Source organism: Clostridium sp. DMHC 10 (assembly GCF_001270375.1).
Lineage (GTDB): Bacteria > Bacillota > Clostridia > Clostridiales > Clostridiaceae > Clostridium_S > Clostridium_S guangxiense.
Genome location: NZ_LGVB01000006.1, coordinates 1 through 18,344 on the forward strand (window position 1 = coordinate 1; position 18,344 = coordinate 18,344).

Sequence of the window (18,344 nt, forward strand, 5' to 3'; positions counted from 1 at the left end):
TCCTGAGCTAGACTTTTTGCACTTAACTCTTTTTCTTTGATCATTGGACATTGACTTTTGATATTTACACTCATAATTACTCCATAAATTAATGATACATCTATACTATTTATATATTTAACTTGTTTTTAATATGCCTATATTATATTCAAACTACATTATTTCAAATAAAATTTAGGGTTACATTCCCAAATGACAAAGCTTTTGGAATGTAACCCTTACATCTATCTAATTAATTTTGTTTTATTTCATTCATTTCTGCGGCTGTCGCCTTTAGCTCTTCTGAGCTTGCTATAATTTCTTCACTAGTAGCTGCAGTTTGATTTATAGCTTCCGTGATAGTATCAAATTTACCTATAGTATCTTTTACTGAGTCCATAACATCCAGGTTAAATTTAGCCACACTATCAGTCTTGTTTAGTAATCTATACATTAAATCATTCATGTCATTTATATTTTCTCCGATCTGTTTCAGCCTTTCTATTACTTTCATTGTATCATCTACAGTTGAACTTGCTATTTCTCTACCAGATGATACTTTTTCATTATTTTTAGAAATTGACAGTTTAACTGTATCTATTTCATTTTTGAATTCATTAATTATAGTTGTTATGTTTTCAAGTGATCCTCTTGTATTCTCAGCAAGTTCTCTAACTTCATTAGCTACAACTGCGAATCCTTTACCAGCTTCCCCTGCCCTTGCCGCCTCTATACTCGCATTAAGTGCTAATAAATTTGTCTCTTCTGCAATATCATTTATATTAGATATTATTCCATAGACTTCATTGGACTTTTCTTCAAGTTTTACAACTGAAGCATAGTTATGCCCTGAACTTTTATCTATGATCTCAATTATTTCAAGCAACTTCTTTAAAGCCTCTTCATTTTTGTTTGACATATCAATTAAATTTGATGAGTGCTCTTGAAGCATTTTAGTTTTTGAAGATACTCCCTTATTTACATCTAATAGTTCATCCAATATCTTTGTATTTTTCGTTGATTTTTCTAATACTCCGTTGGTACTATTACTTATGTATTGGCTATTTGATGCGATTTCCTGTATTCCGCTATTTTCCTCTTCAATAGCAGCCGCCAATGCGTCACTTGAATTTAATATAATTTCTGCAAATTGTGATATTTTATTAAAAAGACCAGAAACCTTCTTATTTTTTCATTTACTTCCTTTTCCTCAGCATCAACTTTCTTAAGTATATCGCTTGCTAGATATGTGAGCAGCAAGATTCCAAATGATACAAAACATATAACAATAGATCTTACAACAGTTTCTCTTAAAATAAACTGCTTGTCTGGTACAAAAAAAGAATCTATTTTAAATAAAATAACATTACATATTAAACTTAGTGCAATAGATAATACTACCATCTTAACATCTAAAAACAATGCTGCTAAAACAATAAAGTAGAACACTAAAACCCAAATCTCTTTCGATGGTGTCAATACGCTTAAAAATATATAATTTATGTAACATATTAAAATTAATATCATATTTAAAGCCTTAAAATACTTTTGCCATTTTTCAGGCTTGGTTGTTTGTTTATACATAAAAATTAATACAATTAATTCTATCGCTATAACACCTGCAAATATAAAAAGATTATTCCATTTCATTTCTCTTCCACTATAAACGCCTATAAGCCTTAAAAGCATAAGAAAAAAATCAGCTGAAATTACACTTATTGAATACAATATTACTACTATTTTCAAAACTTTTTTTTTTGATATTTGACTACTAGCCTTGTACTATTTTCCATAAATTATCCTCCAAACTCTTAGCATTTGTATAAAACAGCAGACATTGTATATCCTACAGCTACTGAACAGAATATAATAAGATCTCCTTTTTTAAAGCCTTCTATTTTTAATCTATCATCTAATGCCATAAAAGGGCTTGTACAACCAGTGTAACCGTACTTATAGCCTATAAAAGTAGATTTTGAAAGTTCAACTCCCATTTTCTCCAACGTTAAATCTAAGTCACCTTTTGAAAATTGTGACATAAAGTAATGGCTTATATCTTGCGGATTATAATTATTATCATTTAGCAATCCAGTTAAGAGTTTTACCCATTCATCGGATAAAATATCAAAGTTAAATGGTTCCCACATAAACTTTTTATCATATTCTTTGATTTCGCTTTTTGTAATTTTAGATAATCCACATACTGGGAATCTCGTGTATCTATTAAAAGATGAATCAGTTAAAACTTTATAATCAAGCATTCCTCTTTCTTCTTCTTCTTCCTTTACCTCTAGAACCACAGCAGCTCCACCATCAGAAAAACATGCATAGCCAACTATATCATCTTCTCTAGCAAATGGACTCATTAACATTGCGCCAACAACCAAGAATCTTTTATACTTTTTATCAGTCTTTAAATACCTTGAAGCAATATCTATTCCCGTTATCATCCCTATGCAATTGCTATTCACATCAAACACATTTGTTGCATTTTTAGCATCTAGACCATCTCGAATCAAAACTGCACAACAAGGCAAAAGATACTCTGGAGTATCTGAAACTGATATAATCCCGTCAATATCAAGTGCCGTTAAATTTGCATTATCTAAAGCTTTCTTTGCTGCCTCTAATCCCATACTTAAACTGGTATCACCCTTTTCTCCTAAAGTCCTAGTATTTCTTCCTAGTCTTTCAGTTAAAATCTCGGCTTGTCTAGACATTCCGTATTTTTCAAAATGTTTTTTAAAATACTCGTTTTCAACTATTCTTTTAGGATGATATGTGCCTACTCCAACAATATGAACATTTTTATACATGTAAAGTCTCCTTCTTTATATTTTCATAAAATAACAAATGGCATTACTAATTATTTTTTCGTCTATTTAATCAAAAAATAATATATCTGGTAAAAATAATTCTTTTACCAGATATTGATGTATTAGCACTAAAGATAAATTACAAACACAGCTTCCTTTAGTTTATTAAAAATTAATGCTTATAAACTTATCAGCATGCTCGGCTATAAACTGCATAAATGCTATACCCATTGCAAAAAAACTTAAAAACACTGATAAAATTATAGCTCCTGTATCATATTTAATATTTTCATCTTTATTCATTATATAAGCAGCAATTATTTCAATTCCTATAAAGATTAAAATAAGAGGCCAAAGCGATAATATAAAATAGTAATTTATGCTAGGAAAAAATATCTTTAGCAAATACAATACACCAAAGATTATAAGCAATAATCCTGTCGTAAATGTGCCTACTCTATGTTTTCTATTCATCACTATCGCTCTCCCTTTTTTTCCCTATAATAAGCTTTATTCCTATAATAATTATTGCAGCGCTTATTACTATTCTAGGGACAATTCTTGACACGTTAAAAATAACCTCATATATTTCCTGTGGTATAAATTGGCTTAAAGTGTTCATAAAAGTATTCCACAGCGCATAGCATCCTAAAATTAAAATCACTATTCCTACAAATAATCTTCTTTTCTTAAGTATATTATTGTCAAATTTCAGCATATCATCAGCATTTAATAAATATCTATCCTTAATATTTAAAAATTCCTCTTCTCTTAAATTACACTTATTTAAGCAATCAAAGAATGCATAACACCAAATCAAAAGAGCAATATAAAGAAGTGAGCCTATATTTAAAATATTTGCAAGAAATACAACAAACAAAAACTCTGCCATAAACGAAATACCTATTTTCATAAATCCCAAATACATGTGCCCCGCCCCTGGAAAAAACGAAAAAATGAAAGCCAAAAATTTACTTTTTTTATTTTGCATGCTTAAAAACCTCCATATTAATTATTTTCTGAGAAAAATCAGTTAGTTTAGTATTAATGGAACTTACTATATTTAAATTCGGAGTATTAACATATTTTTTCATGTGCTCATTACTAACAATGTTAAATATATTTGAAAAAGTAATTACAATTGCAACACAAACTGCAATTCCCACTTTAAACGAATAAAACATAAAATCCCTTCTAACTTGTTTATTTTTTTCTATTTTACTTTGAACTTCCTCTTCAAAACCTAAAGGAACATTTACAAGTTCATTATCATCAAAGCTATTTGCAAAGCAATCTGCACACTTTTCGCAATCACAAATATGTTCAGATACTAAAAGCATATCATCATCACTTAAATTTCCTATTTTTAATTTTTCTATAGTCACTACACTTAAATGACCATTTTCATCAAATAATGTACTTTTCATATAACTTCCTCCTTCCATAAAGCTTTAAGCAATTTTTTTGCTCTATAAAGCTGAGTTTGAAGAGTTTTTAGATTTTGAGCTGTATTTTTAGATATATCTGACAGCTTAATATTTTCACAAAAATAACTTAACGCCACCGTCTTGTAAGGTTCTTTTAGCTTGTTACATAAATTTTTTATTTTGTCTGCATCATACTTTTTCATAACAATATCTTCAGGTAGATCTCCACAATCCTCCAAATACTCACAATCATCATCAGACAAGTTATGTACTGCCCTTGCAGGACTTCTAAGAAAATCTTTGCATTTATTTGCAGCAATTTTAGTAATCCAAGCCTTAAAATTTTCACCATCAAACTTTTCATAGTTTTTATAAGCAGTTAAAAAAGTTTGCTGGGCTAAATCTTCAGCATCAAAGTAATTTTTAGTAAAGGATAAACAAATAGTAATGATTAACCGCTCGTACTTTTTTATATAGTTTGCAAACTGTTCATTTTCAATGATTATCACCGCCTTTTTTTATCCTTACACTTATTATAACGATTAAGAAATAAAAAACACTTCAATGAAAATCAAATAAACTATCTATCTTCCGGTTCAACATGAACAATAACATGTCTTACATTAAAATCTCTTTTGAGAACCATTTCTACTTGCTCTGTTGTCTTATGGCTTTCACCAACTGTTAGCTTGGATCGACAGCTATTACAATGTCTGTCAAAAATGTTATTTCCATGAACCCTAGCCTTTATGTCTCTAACTTTTTTAACTTCTTTAATTGAATTTATACTTTTAACCATTTCATCTAGCTTATTCCTATCAAAACCATCAGTTAAATTATGCACAGACTCCTTAAAAATTTCATACCCAGTTTTGCATATTATAATTCCTACAATTATTGATGCTGCTGGATCTATCCATGGGTATCCAAATTGTGAAGCTATTATTCCAACGGCAGCTCCAATACTTACAAGGGCATCTGAAAGATTATCCTTTGCTGCTGCCATTAAGGCCTGACTATTTATCTTAATTGCAGTTTTTTTATTATACACATAGACAAAATATATTATTGCAGCGCAAATAACCGCAATTACCGCTGAAGTTATCTCAGGAGCTTTAGCCTTGAAAAAAACAGCTGAATAAATCCCATTATAAATTACATCAATACCTACTGCTATCATTATAATAGCGGCCACTAGGGCTGCTATTGTTTCAGCCCTCAAATGACCATAGCTATGATCTTCATCAGCAGGCTTTCTAGCTATCTTGAGACCAATTATGATAGCCAATGATGATATTATATCTGTTGAATTGTTGAGTCCATCAGCCGTAAGAGCTTTTGAATGAGTTAGATATCCCATAAAAAGCTTTAAGGCTGATAAAATTATATATACTATTAAACTAATGCTTGCACCTCTTTGCGCAATTTTAAGATTTTTATAATTTTCTTCCATAACATTACTCCTTAAAAGTTTATACAGTTATTATTCCTATAAATTTTTAAAATAAAGCTAGATAAAAAAAATGTTGATAAAAATTTATGTCATTATAGATGAGCTTTGTTTTAAATAAGTAATTTCTTTTGTCCCTATTTAAAACAAGGACTAAAATAAATAATTGTGAATTATATGATTGTACACAAAAAAAAAATTATGCTATTATAAGGATAATTAATAATTTTTTAGTCGTTTCACGAATTTATAGCTAAATCATCTAAAATTCAAAAGATTATTTAAGAATATATCACAAAAAAACTAAGGAGGCAAAAATATGAGTACAAAAACTTTTTTTAAAGGTGCTACCCTTATATCAGGAACAGGAAGTGCTGCAATAAAAAATTCAGGCTTACTTATAGAAAATAATAAAATAAAAAAGGTAAGTTCTGCTGATGACTTTCATTTAGAAAGCAATACAACAATTGTTGACTTATCCGGAAAAACCATAATGCCTGGAATGATTAACTGTCATGTACATATAACTATGGAACCAGTTGGTGATCCATTCGCGCAAAAACAATCTGATGCTACAATTGCTTTTCATGCAGCTGCAAATGCGAAAAAATATTTAAAAGCCGGTGTTACATATGTAAAAGATATGGGAGCCCCAAATTTTATAAACATAGATATTAGAGATGCTGTTAACAGTGGTCTTATTGAAGGTACAAGAATCCTTGCATGTGGTAAATGCTTAACCATGACAGGTGGACATGGCTGGCAAATGGGAAGAGAATGTGACGGCGTAGACGAGGTAAGAAAAGCTGCAAGAGAACAACTTAGAGCAGGCGCTGATTTTCTAAAAATAATGGCAACAGGCGGCGTTATGACTCCAGGTGTAGAACCAGGTTCACCACAGCTTAACCAAGATGAAATAGAAGCTGCTGTTATAGAAGCTCACAAAGTAGGTAAGAAAACCTCAACTCACGCACAAGGTGCTACAGGAATAAAAAATGCTGTTTTGGCTGGCATTGATTCTGTAGAACATGGAATTTATTTAACCGATGAAATTATTGATCTTATGTTAAAAAAAGGAACATATCTAGTTCCTACACTGAATGCTCCATATTTTATTGTTGAAAATGGTATAGAAGCCGGCATACCAGCTTACATGGTAGAAAAATCAAAGCGCGTTATTGAAGATCATACAAGAAGCTTCCAAAGAGCAAAGGCTGCTGGCGTAAAAATTGCTATGGGAACTGATGGAAGCACTCCATTTAATGGACCAGAAAAAACTGCTTTTGAATTAAATCTAATGGTTAAAGCTGGATTAACTCCTATGGAAGCAATAGTTGCCTCAACAAAATCTGCTGCCGAACTTTTAGGAGTTGATGCTGATTTTGGTACTCTTGGAACTGGAAAAACTGCTGACTTTATTGTATTAAACGAAAATCCTCTTCTTAACATTGATACTTTAATGAATGTTGCTGAAGTTTATAAGGATGGTAAAAAAATAATATTTTAATTTTCAAATAAGAAATGAGTTACACTCTAATGAATGTAACTCATTTCTTATCATTTTTGTATAAAATCGAAGCCGCCTGTGATTTTTTATAATCCAAATTCCACTGCTTATATTTGCTGTCATTGCGATGATTTACAAGCTTAAAGTTTTCTTTTAAAAATGCACCAAAATCTTTAGTAACCTTATCAGCTCCCCATATATTTAAATGACTGGAGTTGTTCATATCATTTTTAAAATCAAAGTTTATTGCTTTTAACTTATCCTCATCATTGTAATCTACAACTGGAATATTATTCTTTTGGGCAATTTCCTTCACCTTATTAACCATCTTCTGCGGATCTTGCACCCAATTTTTCATTTCTTTTACGCTTTGGTAATCATAAGGAGTATCAATAAAAACTAGTTTAAATCCTTCAGACTTGGATAATTCAATAATTTTGTTTAAGTATTCTCCCGTTTTAGCCGGTATTTCTGATGTTTCAGAAGTTTTTACCACCTTTGAATTATTTTTTCCATACCTAAGAGTTCCAGCCTCAAAACCTTTCTCATAATAGTATTTAGAGGCATCATAATTTATGTCATCTGAAGTTAGTTCTTTCCATCTTTCATGATACTCTAGTATTGGAAATATATAACTAATTCTTGTCTTAAATGGTATGCAATTTTCAATAGCATCAAGCTTATTACGAGAAAATTTCATATTATCAAGTACATTTCTTATATAACCTTCATCACCATATTCATCTGTCAATCCTAAATAGTAAAGATCAACTACCACTATAGGATTTTTATGAACTTTTAAAACTTCCTTTAATAAATAATATGTAACATCTATAGGCTGACCACCTGTTGCATAATTATAACTTGTTATTCCATATTGATGCCATAAAACATTTGGATCAATACCGCCATTCATATGGCTTGACCCCATTAACACTACATCGTAGCTATCATTAGTGTTCTTGTATAATCCATCAATTAATTTACCTCTTTGACTTGTTTTTACCACAAATATAGAATTTACAATAATCATAATAAAAATCAATAATACAACAAAAGTTAAACCTTTTATAATTACTTTTTTAACCACAGGTATTCCTCCTAAAATTGAAAATATATAAACTGCTGAGGATTGTATTCAGGTCCATAAACTCCAAATATTATTATAATTACCACAATCGCTAAATATACAGACCATCTTGCTGCTATGTTTTTATCCTTCAGTTCTTTGTATAAAATATTCTTCCTCTGTAAAAAGTTCACTGCAAGAATTACAGCTATACCAAGCAAAGAAATGATAAACTCTTTATAAGTAAGTCCTAAATTATAAAGAGAACCATCTGTAAATACCCAAGGATTAAAATAAAACATATTTTTTATTAACTTAACAGCTGTTGAAAGGGTATTAGCTTTAAAAAATATCCATGCAAAGTCCACAAGTATAAAAGTTATTAAAACTTGAGAACATTTATACCAAATAGCCTGATCATTAATTTTTAATTTTTGTACCACTTTATTTTTTAATGGCTCTAAAATCTTTTCTACAACTTGATAAACTCCATGTAAAGTTCCCCAAACTATAAAATTTAAAGCAGCTCCATGCCATAGTCCACTAACAATAAATACAATCATAATATTTCTATAATTTTTTATTTTACTGCACCTATTGCCACCAAGTGGTATATAAAGATAATCCTTGAACCATGAGCAAAGTGTAATATGCCATCTCCTCCAAAATTCTCTCACTGATTTTGAAAAATATGGTCTTTCAAAATTTCTTGTAAGCTCAAAACCTAAAACTCTTGCTACTCCTATTGCCATATCTGAATATCCTGAAAAATCGCAATAAATTTGAAATGTAAAGAATATAGATGCAATAACTACATTGAATCCCTTATAAGTATCCGGATTAGAAAACACTGTATCTACTAATTTACTTAACCTATCTGCAACTACTAATTTTTGAAAAAGACCCCACAAAATTAAAAGTAACCCACTTTTTACTTTTTCATAATTAAATGAATGTTTTGCTTCAAATTGACTAAGCATATGTTTTGCTCTTTCTATAGGTCCTGCAAGCAATTGAGGAAAAAATGCTATAAACAGTGCATACTTGGCCAAATTTTTTTCTGCTTTTATTTTCCTTCTATACACATCTATAATATATCCTACTGCCTCAAAGGTATAAAATGATATGCCTACAGGTAATGCAAGTCCTAATTTAGGCATATTTATATAAATATGCACTGAAGCAAGTGCTTGCTTGGCAATATCCATAAAAAAATCATAATATTTGAACAAAAATAAGAACCCTATATTACATAAAATACTTCCTATTAAAACACTTTTTTTTACTTTTTCACTTTGCTTTTTATCCGATGCTTCAATAAGCAATCCACTTAAATAACTGATAAATGTTGTTCCCAAAAGTAATATGATATATTTAGGATGAGACGTTTGAAGGTAAAAGTAATAGCTTGATATAAGAATCCATATCCATCTTACTTTATGTGGTATTATGTAGTAAACAGTAGTTACTAAAAAAAGAATACTAAAAACTCTAATGAATTAAATTGCAAATTAAACACCTAATTTCTACATCAATATTTAAATTATGACTTTTTATGGTTTAAAAATTTTATCCTATGTAGCCCAATATTATTTTATTTTATATTTATGAATTAAAGATTACATAATTAATAACAAATTGATAACAAACTGATAACAAATTGATAACACAATTCTTAGCTTACCACTTTAAAAATTAAAAATCAACTGCTTATATAACTTCTATAATTGATTTAAAACACAGCTTACAGCTTATATTGGGACCTATACTTTTGGCAAAAGTAAAGGCATCTATAGTTTTAACTTTGATGCTTTATTAGGCAAGCCTAAAAATCTAAAATTTAGTAGCAAAACTTGAAAATCCAAGATACCTAATTATAAAATAAAAATAATACTCATCTTTATTCTGTATTAAGCTCAGGAAATATTGATGGTTGTGCTTCCTTTTCAATAGATGAAAATGAGGACTATCTATTCACTGCTGCATTGTAGCTCCTGATAATAATTATATATGCATAAAATTTTTATAAAGCATTGTCAAGCATTTTTGAAAATGTCCCAAAAAGTTTTAATTATTAGCACCAGCTTTTGCTGGTGCTTTATTGATGGTATAAAACTATTTTAAGGTATGACATGATATAGCTATTAAATTCTATTGCCTAACCATGTTTACAGTGCATTTTTCGTAGAGAAACGGAGAAAAATTTTCCTTGCTTTTTAGCTCTGCGAAGGAACATCATTGAAGGAATAGTTTAAATAAAATTTTATAAATCTTAGTGGCAAATTGTTAAAAGCTTTAGAGATTTCAATCTGTTTGAGCATTTTTTCAGCTAGTTATTGAAAGCTCTTAAGATTTTAACAATTTGACGCTTAGATTTATTAATTTTATTTAATATTCCAAGATGATGTTTCTTCGCAATATTTTTTAAATCATGATTTAACAATTTTTAGTGCGATTGCCCCTTTTATTTATAAACGGTTAAACCGCATGATTTTTTACAGCTATAGAATACAATTGTTTTACTGGAAGTACAGCCATAATTACAAGGCATATTGCTCCTTCAATTGCTAGGAAACCACCATTTACTAAAAATGAATATACAACTGGTGATTGTCCCTTAGGAGCATAACTTCCAAAGAACACTACCCCAGAAATAAAGTGACATATAAATCGTCCAAAAACAGCAACTATAGTTGCAACAATTTTTTTATCTTTAAAATATCCTGCGAGTCCAAGTGCCATAAATGGAAGTGGGTAATCAAATAAAACCTGTACAGGTTGAAGAATATAAGGATCCATTATAAGTGTAATAATTCCGTAAAGAAAGCCCGTTAAAAATCCAACTTCAGGACCATAGAAAAGTGCCATTAAAAGAATTGGTATCATACTTCCTAACGTTACGCTTCCCCCTTGTGGAAGATGATAAATTCTAAATACTTTAAGCACAGTTGCAAGAGCTAAAGCTATACCTATTTGCGCTATCATGTGAGTATCAAGTTTTACCTTTCTCACCTTTATAGCCACTACTACAAGTATTATTAAAGCAAGAAGTGCTGCGAGCGATGTCGGGTGTTTTAATATTTCCTCCATATTTTTTGAAAAAGACATAAAAAAAACCTCCTAAAATTCGTGCTTAGGAAGACCTTTCGAAAACAATCGTTATATTACAATAATTGCTTCCCTACGCTGGTATTATCCAGATCAGGTATAAGGGTTATAAAGCAAAACTTTATATCTCAGCCTAAAGGCACCCCTAGCACTTTATTAATTCATATTATATTATACTCTTTTTTGTATTATTTTAAAGCACCATTTTTTTAAGACTTTTCTATTTTAAATTTTTACTTACAAAACATCTTAAAGCCTGCTGCCATTGCACTTAATTCTTCTGCACTAGCCGAAAGATTTTCAATTACTCTTGATTGTTCCTCTGCTGCTTTTGCTACTTCCGTGGTGTCATTAGCAGTATTTTTTGCTGTCTCAGCAATAGAAGATGTAAGTTCTACTATAAGCTTAGAATTATTAACTTCATCCTCCGTTATATCTACTGTATTGTCAACTGCTTTGGTTATATCTTGAACGGATTTTATTATGTCTTTAAAGGATTCATCAGTTTTGCTTACAGCTATAACGCCATTAAGTACAGTTTTCTTTCCGATTGCAGCTGATTTAACTGCCTTATCTATTTGCTCAACCATCTCAATTATAAGATTACTTATTTCACTAGCATTTGAGCTTGTCTGCTCTGACAAATTTCTTACTTCTTCAGCTACTACTGCAAAACCCTTACCATGTTCTCCTGCACGTGCAGCCTCTATTGCGGCATTTAATGCTAATAAATTTGTTTGAGAAGACACAGCATTAATTGTGTCTACAATACCTCCAACCTGCTGTGACAATTTATGCAGCACATTTAATATATTTTCAGTTTCAGTTGTAAATTTGCTTATATCCTTAATTGTCATAACTGTGTTTTCAAGTTTTATTCTTCCCTCTTCCGCCGTTTTTCTAGTATAATCAGAATTTTTCTTTGATTCTAAAGCCTTATCCTCCGCAACTTTTACAAGGTTTGATAATTCATTAATAGCCTTAGAGGTTTTAACAACTAGCTCGTTTTGTTCATCAGCATTGTTTGATACCTCCTGCATACTTGAATTAACTTGCTGATTCGACGCACTTATTTCTTCACTTGAAGCAGAAAGTTCTTCTGAAGAAGCTGCAAAGTTTCCTGCACTTTCCCTTATCTTGCTTATTATCTCAGACTGATTTTTAATCATTTTATTGAAATTTTCTCCTAATGCCTGAAGCTCATCCCCAGTATTTATGTCGGCTTTAACTGTAAGATCCCCATTTCCTGCTGTATTCATAAGTCCCATCAACTTCTTTATTGGAGCTATTATCCCCTTATTAGTTATTCTCAAAGCAAGTAAAACGCATATTACAGCAGCTACAATAGCTATTACTACTGTTCCAATTTGAATTAGTTTTAAGGTCTCCATACTTTCATTGTAATTAGCTACAGCAACCACTGACCAACCATTTACGGATTCAAAATAAACCCTCTCTTTACCCTTTTCATCAGTATACGTCCCAAAACCACTCTTACCACTTTTCATTTTAGCTACAAGTGCTTTTAATTGAAGATTTGGAGTATTAGATAAATTTTGTATAAAATTTTTAGTCTTATCTGGACTATACAGGATAATCCCTGTTTTATCGATCATGTACACATAACCTTTTTTACCTATTTTTATATTTGAAACATATTTTGATATATCCTGAAACTTTATTGTACCTATTACAGTTCCAACTATGTGATTGCCTTGTTTTAAAGGATACGCAATAGCAATTACATTTTCACCAGTAATTTCGGATATTTTTAATTCACTTCTTGATGGCATGCCATGCAGCGCATCTTTTATATAACCATCCCTATTAAGAACAATCTTTGCGTTTCTAATATCATTATTAACTATCTCCTGACCATTAATATCTGTTACAGCAAGCATTTCTATTTCGTCTCCATTTTGATTTTCTAAAGCTGCAAGATATTCATAAACCGAGTCTCTTGCACTCTCATCTCCACTTGCAAGAGCAGCAAGCTGAGGATTATTACTTAGCTGTTGAATATACTTACTCGCAGACTCTATATCCGCTCCTATGGCACTAGAAGCCCTATCTGCTGTGGCTCGAGTTAATTCATCCATTTTATCATTTAGTGATCTTGATGCCATAAATTCTGAAAATACTCCAAGTATTATAAGTGGTATAAATATAAACACAAGAAATAATAAAATCAGCTTGTTCTTTAAACTTTTTTTCATCTATGTTCCCCCCTATAACTTTAGTAATTCGTTTTGTATGAATTCTATTTTATTAATAATGTCGCATATTTTTTTAATAATAATAAATATATTTGTCTTATTTTTTACCATAATGTTTATATTATTACTATTATAAGATAAAATCAAAAAAATGCCATATAAAAAATGCGTAATAATAAATTATCACGCATTTTTCTAAAATTACTTTTAACTTTTAGGCTTTGCTTTAAATGAGTACTGATTCCTACACTTATTTAATTCCTGCACTTTGCATTTCCTCTCCAACAATTCCAGCAATCACTCACCAATTTTACGTTTATATATCTTTTGCAGTTTATTGAGTATATATTTTCTCTTAATACTATCATTTAAATTTTTGTAGATTTTTTGCCACTCTCTTTTCATTCTTCTGGCTTCTTCACTTTTACTACTGTTTATAATTATATTTTTCATATATTTATCATAATTTTTAAGGTAATCTAGATCTACTTTCTCTAAAGTTTCAAATATAAACTTTTCTATATCTTTAAATTGAGTTTCAGTAAACAAAGTCTTGCATTTCATTATGAAATAAATAAAGTCACAATACAATTTATAGGACTTTTTATTTCCAGAACTTCTATCACTTGTAGTAAAAATGTCACCCATAGTATTTATATACGTATTAAAATAAATAATAAAAAACTTATCATACATAAGTATATTCTTCATTTTTATATGAGCCGAGGTACTATTGAGTTTAGGACATATAATTTCAAACATAAGCTTCAATACTTTTACATACTTCTCCTCACCAATACCATGGAATTCAAATTTTTTCTCATCGCATAAAAACTTTTCTACTGAAATACTGCCAGTAAAAAGAAGCTGTGCATAGTGTATCATTTCAGAAATATTAGGACTTACGTTTATACTATAATAATTGTTTAAGAAGTTCATTTCCTCTATAACTGATTTTTGCTCTTCATCTGGTATTTCTATCAAGACTAAGTCCTGGAACCTATTTACAAGCCTAGTTGCAATAAATTTTCCTATATATTTTTCTAATTTCCTTTTTTCAATGTATTCAGTAAATTCATTATAAAATTCCATGTTAAAATCTTCAGCTTTAAAACCTAACATAAGCTCCTCAAGCGCTAAAGAAAAATACTTTCTTCTGTATTTAGGATTTTCGTCAAACACACTTAGACAATATCCTCTAAAGTAGGTTTTTCTTTTGCTGATTTTTTTCATCTTAAATTTATAAGCAAATATAAGAATTTCTCCACCATTCTCTTTATCAAGTATCTTTTTAACTAAATGAGATGCTTTATATATAGAAACTCCCTCTAAAATTTCATTATAAGCTGCTATAACAATATCATAACTGCTTTTTGAAGTGCAGATATTAGCACTTAAACTTACTAAATTTGCAAAATAATCATCATCTTGAGATACTATTTTATATAAGAAGATTAATGCATTTTTTGATTGTACCAATACTTTTAGTGAGATTTTTGTTATATCTTCAAACGCACCAATTCGCATTATGATTTCCCAAGGTATTTTTGAGTTTTGCTCTCTATCTAAGAAAATAAAATTTCCGAATACACTGCACATATAAAACAAAGCATACCGAACATTCTTGCCATTTAAGTATGCCTTAGCATCCTCAAGCCTTTTATCTTCAATAGATTTGCTTATAAAATCCTGTATATTATTTTTATTATAACTTCTTATATTGCCATAGAGCTTTATTATATCCTCTATATCTATCTCTTCAGCATTAACTACCATAAACTGAATAGCATTAAAGAAAAATTCATATGCCTTATCTATATAATCCTTTTTTTTGGTAACCTCAGCTATATTAAATAAAAACTCAAACATTACTTGAAGCATATTTAAATCTAAACTCAAAATTACAGTTCCTAAGGTTTCTTCATTTAATCTTTCCATTACCCCTTCAAGAACAGGCTCTAGAGCATATTCATTTGCAAAACTTACAGCCTTTATAACCTCTTCATTACTTAATTTTTCAAGTCCTTCATTAATTATGCTTAGCAAATTAACATAATCATCAATTCTTTCATCGACTTTTGTATAATTAAATAATTCCATAAATTCTATAATGGACCTTCTGTAATCTTTTATAACGGTATATTCAAGCGCTGCCTTTTTTCCAAATTTGCTTTTTAGATTAACTTCGGTACTCATACTTGTAAATAAATCGAACATATTAAAGTTATAATTTTTTTCCGTACCGCTTATTTTAAACTTTGTTCCTTCAGCTGCAGCACCACATAAAAATTCACTATCACTTTCAGCATCAAAATTATAGGTATTAAAGGTTATATTGTTTGCAATAGAAATCGGAAATATCATAGTTGCCGCTGCAATCCACATATGCAGGCTTGCTGCCTCATCCGCCAAAATAACTTTCTTGCCATTTATTTTAGCATCTATAATTCCATCTATTAATTTATTTAAGCCTTCTTCTCTTTTTTTATTTAAATTTGCTTTGAGGAATCGTTCAATACTGGAGGTTTGTATAAATTCTTCTTTTGGTATATTATTTAATATCGGAAGTGGTTTTATTTCTTGTGCATTTTCCTCCTCTTCAGTTAGCTCATCTTTAAATATTTTAGATGTATAAAGCTGAATTGGATAGAAAGGCAGCTCTTTATTTTCCCATATAAGTACATGGCAAAAGTAATTTCCAACCTTAGCCGAATTGTCAATTCCCCTATATTTCGTTCTACAAATACATGGTTTTCCGTTTTTCAATTTAAAGAAGGAAAATGACACTGGAGCACTAGAAAGACCTTCCGGTCGTATATAAAAACAGTGTCTTTCTATTTCACCCTTTTCTTTTTCACTTATACCAGAAGACATAGAATAAGTTTGAAAAACCTTTCCTGAAGACAATCCTTTTTTGCAGAATGTATAATACAATTGATATATCTTCATAAGTAAACTACCACTTCCTCTTTCTGCTTTTGCAAATTTATATTCTGCCTTTAATTATAAATTTATTTGATTATGTTGTCTACTTCAAAGCGCTGTAAAAGCCAAGCAAAATAGCCATTTTCGCGTTACTAATTTATTAACTTTTCATTAATTTTAATATAACAAAATTCAAGTTGAATTAATTACCTTACAATAGTATACTTTTCTTAAACATACGTTCGAGAAATTTTTATATAAAGGAGCATTAAAAATGAATTATATACAGAGTTCCTTATTTGAAAAAAGAGTTAATAATCCTCTTGCAAATCGTGTAAGGCCTAGAAACCTTGATGAATATATTGGACAGCAGCATCTACTTGGAAAGGGAAAAGCTCTTAGAAATATGCTAGAATCTGGTAAGCTAACCTCTATGATATTTTGGGGTCCTCCTGGCGTTGGGAAAACCACCCTTGCCATGATAATTGCCTCAATGACAAAGTGTAATTTTATTGAATTTAGTGCAACCTCCTCTGGCATAAAGGAAATCAAAGAGGTTATGTCAGAAGCTGAAAAAAATAGACTCATGGGAACTGAAACCCTTCTTTTCGTGGATGAAATTCATAGGTTTAACAAAGCTCAACAGGATGCCTTTCTTCCCTACGTTGAAAAAGGCAGCATAATCCTTGTAGGTGCGACTACCGAAAATCCATCCTTTGAAATTAATTCTGCCCTACTTTCTAGGTGCAGAGTGTTTGTCTTAAAGCCTCTTACAGAAAATGATATTGTAGATCTTTTAAAAAATACTTTAAAGGACAAAAGAGGCTTCGGATATAAAAATATAAAAATATCAAATGAGCTCTTGAACGTGATTGCTATTTACTCAAATGGTGATGCTAGGACTTCTCTTAATGTTCTGGAAATGGCAGTTTTAAGTACAAAGGAAATATCTAGTACTCTAACTATAACGAAAGAAACTCTTGAAGACTGTATGCAAAGCAAAGCGCTTCTCTATGATAAAAATGGTGAGGAACATTATAACTTAATATCTGCACTTCACAAATCCATGAGAAATAGCGATTGTGATGCCGCAATTTATTGGCTCTCAAGGATGCTTGAAGGGGGAGAGGATCCTCTCTACATAGCAAGAAGACTCATTCGTTTTTCCTCTGAGGATGTTGGCATTGCAGACCCTTCAGCACTTCAGGTATGTGTTGCTGCCTATAACGCAGCTCATTATATTGGAATGCCAGAATGTAGTGTGAATTTAACCGAGGCTGTAGTATATTTATCTTTAGCACCAAAATCAAATGCTCTATATGTGGCATATGAAAAAGCAAAAGAAGATGCTAAAAATACAATTTCTGAAGGTGTCCCACTTCATCTTAGAAATGCTCCAACAAAGCTAATGTCAGACCTAGGCTATTCAAAAGGCTATAAGTATGCCCATGATTTTAAAGATAAAACGACAAACATGCAGTGTATGCCAGACAACTTAAAAGACCATAAATACTATTTTCCAACAAATGAAGGGTTAGAGAAAAAAGCAGTACAGCTCATGGAAGAGCTAAATGAGTTAAAGAAAAAAAACGATAAATAAACACTTGTCTTTAAATATAAAATCAATTATGCTATCATTAAATATAAATATTTTATACTGCAAATCTAAAGGGGCGGGTTTTGTTGAAAGATAAAAATAAACGGATTAAATTAGGCAGAAGACTTTTCGCTGTATTTTTCATTTTAATTATAGTGCTATTTATTATGGTAGGAAAATTAGGTTACATAATGATCGCAAAATCACAACAATATGAACAAAAAGCATTAGCTCAGCGAACTACTGACAT

At 30.3% G+C, this 18,344-nt stretch carries 15 protein-coding genes and 1 riboswitch; of the genes, 2 read left to right on the forward strand and 13 right to left on the reverse strand.

Features of this window, described 5'->3' with window-relative positions:
• Positions 1-232: 232 nt before the first annotated feature.
• The 8 genes from AGR56_RS00610 to AGR56_RS00645 form a co-directional block, all read right to left on the reverse strand.
• Positions 233-1,096, reverse strand: a complete 864-nt coding sequence (locus tag AGR56_RS00610) for a methyl-accepting chemotaxis protein (protein ID WP_053240725.1) — start codon at positions 1,094-1,096, stop codon at positions 233-235.
• A gap of 14 nt (positions 1,097-1,110) precedes the next feature.
• Entirely contained in the window at positions 1,111-1,725 is a 615-nt protein-coding gene (locus AGR56_RS00615) for a hypothetical protein (protein WP_053240726.1), read from the reverse strand.
• A 65-nt stretch (positions 1,726-1,790) separates the two neighbouring features.
• A complete protein-coding gene (locus tag AGR56_RS00620) occupies positions 1,791-2,795 on the reverse strand; it encodes a ketoacyl-ACP synthase III (RefSeq protein WP_053240727.1) in 1,005 nt (334 codons plus the stop codon).
• 165 nt (positions 2,796-2,960) lie between these two features.
• Positions 2,961-3,269 carry a DUF5668 domain-containing protein gene (locus AGR56_RS00625; RefSeq protein WP_053240728.1) on the reverse strand — a complete coding sequence of 103 codons (309 nt, stop codon included), beginning with the start codon at positions 3,267-3,269 and terminating at the stop codon, positions 2,961-2,963.
• A complete protein-coding gene (locus AGR56_RS00630) occupies positions 3,262-3,786 on the reverse strand; it encodes a hypothetical protein (RefSeq protein ID WP_053240729.1) in 525 nt (174 codons plus the stop codon). The genes AGR56_RS00625 and AGR56_RS00630 overlap by 8 nt, the downstream gene beginning before the upstream one ends.
• Positions 3,776-4,222, reverse strand: coding sequence for a hypothetical protein (locus AGR56_RS00635; RefSeq protein WP_053240730.1), 447 nt, complete (start codon positions 4,220-4,222; stop codon positions 3,776-3,778). Before AGR56_RS00635 ends, AGR56_RS00630 begins: the two co-directional genes overlap by 11 nt.
• On the reverse strand, positions 4,219-4,731 hold the full coding sequence (locus tag AGR56_RS00640) for a sigma-70 family RNA polymerase sigma factor (protein WP_053240731.1): 513 nt from the start codon (positions 4,729-4,731) through the stop codon (positions 4,219-4,221). Before AGR56_RS00640 ends, AGR56_RS00635 begins: the two co-directional genes overlap by 4 nt.
• 71 nt (positions 4,732-4,802) lie before the next feature.
• On the reverse strand, positions 4,803-5,675 hold the full coding sequence (locus tag AGR56_RS00645; protein WP_053240732.1) for a cation diffusion facilitator family transporter: 873 nt from the start codon (positions 5,673-5,675) through the stop codon (positions 4,803-4,805).
• A gap of 316 nt (positions 5,676-5,991) precedes the next feature.
• On the opposite strand from AGR56_RS00645, the gene AGR56_RS00650 reads away from it, so the two are divergent.
• Positions 5,992-7,179, forward strand: a complete 1,188-nt coding sequence (locus AGR56_RS00650; protein WP_053240733.1) for an amidohydrolase family protein — start codon at positions 5,992-5,994, stop codon at positions 7,177-7,179.
• 40 nt (positions 7,180-7,219) lie between these two features.
• On the opposite strand, the gene AGR56_RS00655 is transcribed toward AGR56_RS00650, so the two are convergent.
• From AGR56_RS00655 to AGR56_RS00675, 5 genes are all read right to left on the reverse strand, one after another.
• Positions 7,220-8,269 (reverse strand): hypothetical protein, encoded by a 1,050-nt coding sequence (locus AGR56_RS00655; RefSeq protein WP_053240734.1) that lies wholly within the window; start codon positions 8,267-8,269, stop codon positions 7,220-7,222.
• An 11-nt stretch (positions 8,270-8,280) separates the two neighbouring features.
• A complete protein-coding gene (locus AGR56_RS00660; protein ID WP_242851227.1) occupies positions 8,281-9,573 on the reverse strand; it encodes an MBOAT family O-acyltransferase in 1,293 nt (430 codons plus the stop codon).
• A 1,153-nt stretch (positions 9,574-10,726) separates the two neighbouring features.
• Positions 10,727-11,356, reverse strand: coding sequence for an energy-coupled thiamine transporter ThiT (gene thiT / locus AGR56_RS00665; RefSeq protein WP_053240735.1), 630 nt, complete (start codon positions 11,354-11,356; stop codon positions 10,727-10,729).
• A gap of 53 nt (positions 11,357-11,409) precedes the next feature.
• Positions 11,410-11,513: riboswitch (TPP riboswitch) on the reverse strand.
• A 76-nt stretch (positions 11,514-11,589) separates the two neighbouring features.
• Positions 11,590-13,572 (reverse strand): methyl-accepting chemotaxis protein, encoded by a 1,983-nt coding sequence (locus AGR56_RS00670; RefSeq protein WP_053240736.1) that lies wholly within the window; start codon positions 13,570-13,572, stop codon positions 11,590-11,592.
• Between the two features lie 297 nt (positions 13,573-13,869).
• Positions 13,870-16,521, reverse strand: a complete 2,652-nt coding sequence (locus AGR56_RS00675; protein ID WP_053240737.1) for a hypothetical protein — start codon at positions 16,519-16,521, stop codon at positions 13,870-13,872.
• A gap of 250 nt (positions 16,522-16,771) precedes the next feature.
• Here AGR56_RS00675 and AGR56_RS00680 point away from each other — a divergent pair, with 250 nt between their 5' ends.
• Positions 16,772-18,097: a replication-associated recombination protein A gene (locus AGR56_RS00680; protein WP_053240738.1), complete on the forward strand. Its 1,326-nt coding sequence runs from the start codon at positions 16,772-16,774 to the stop codon at positions 18,095-18,097.
• Positions 18,098-18,344: the final 247 nt, after the last annotated feature.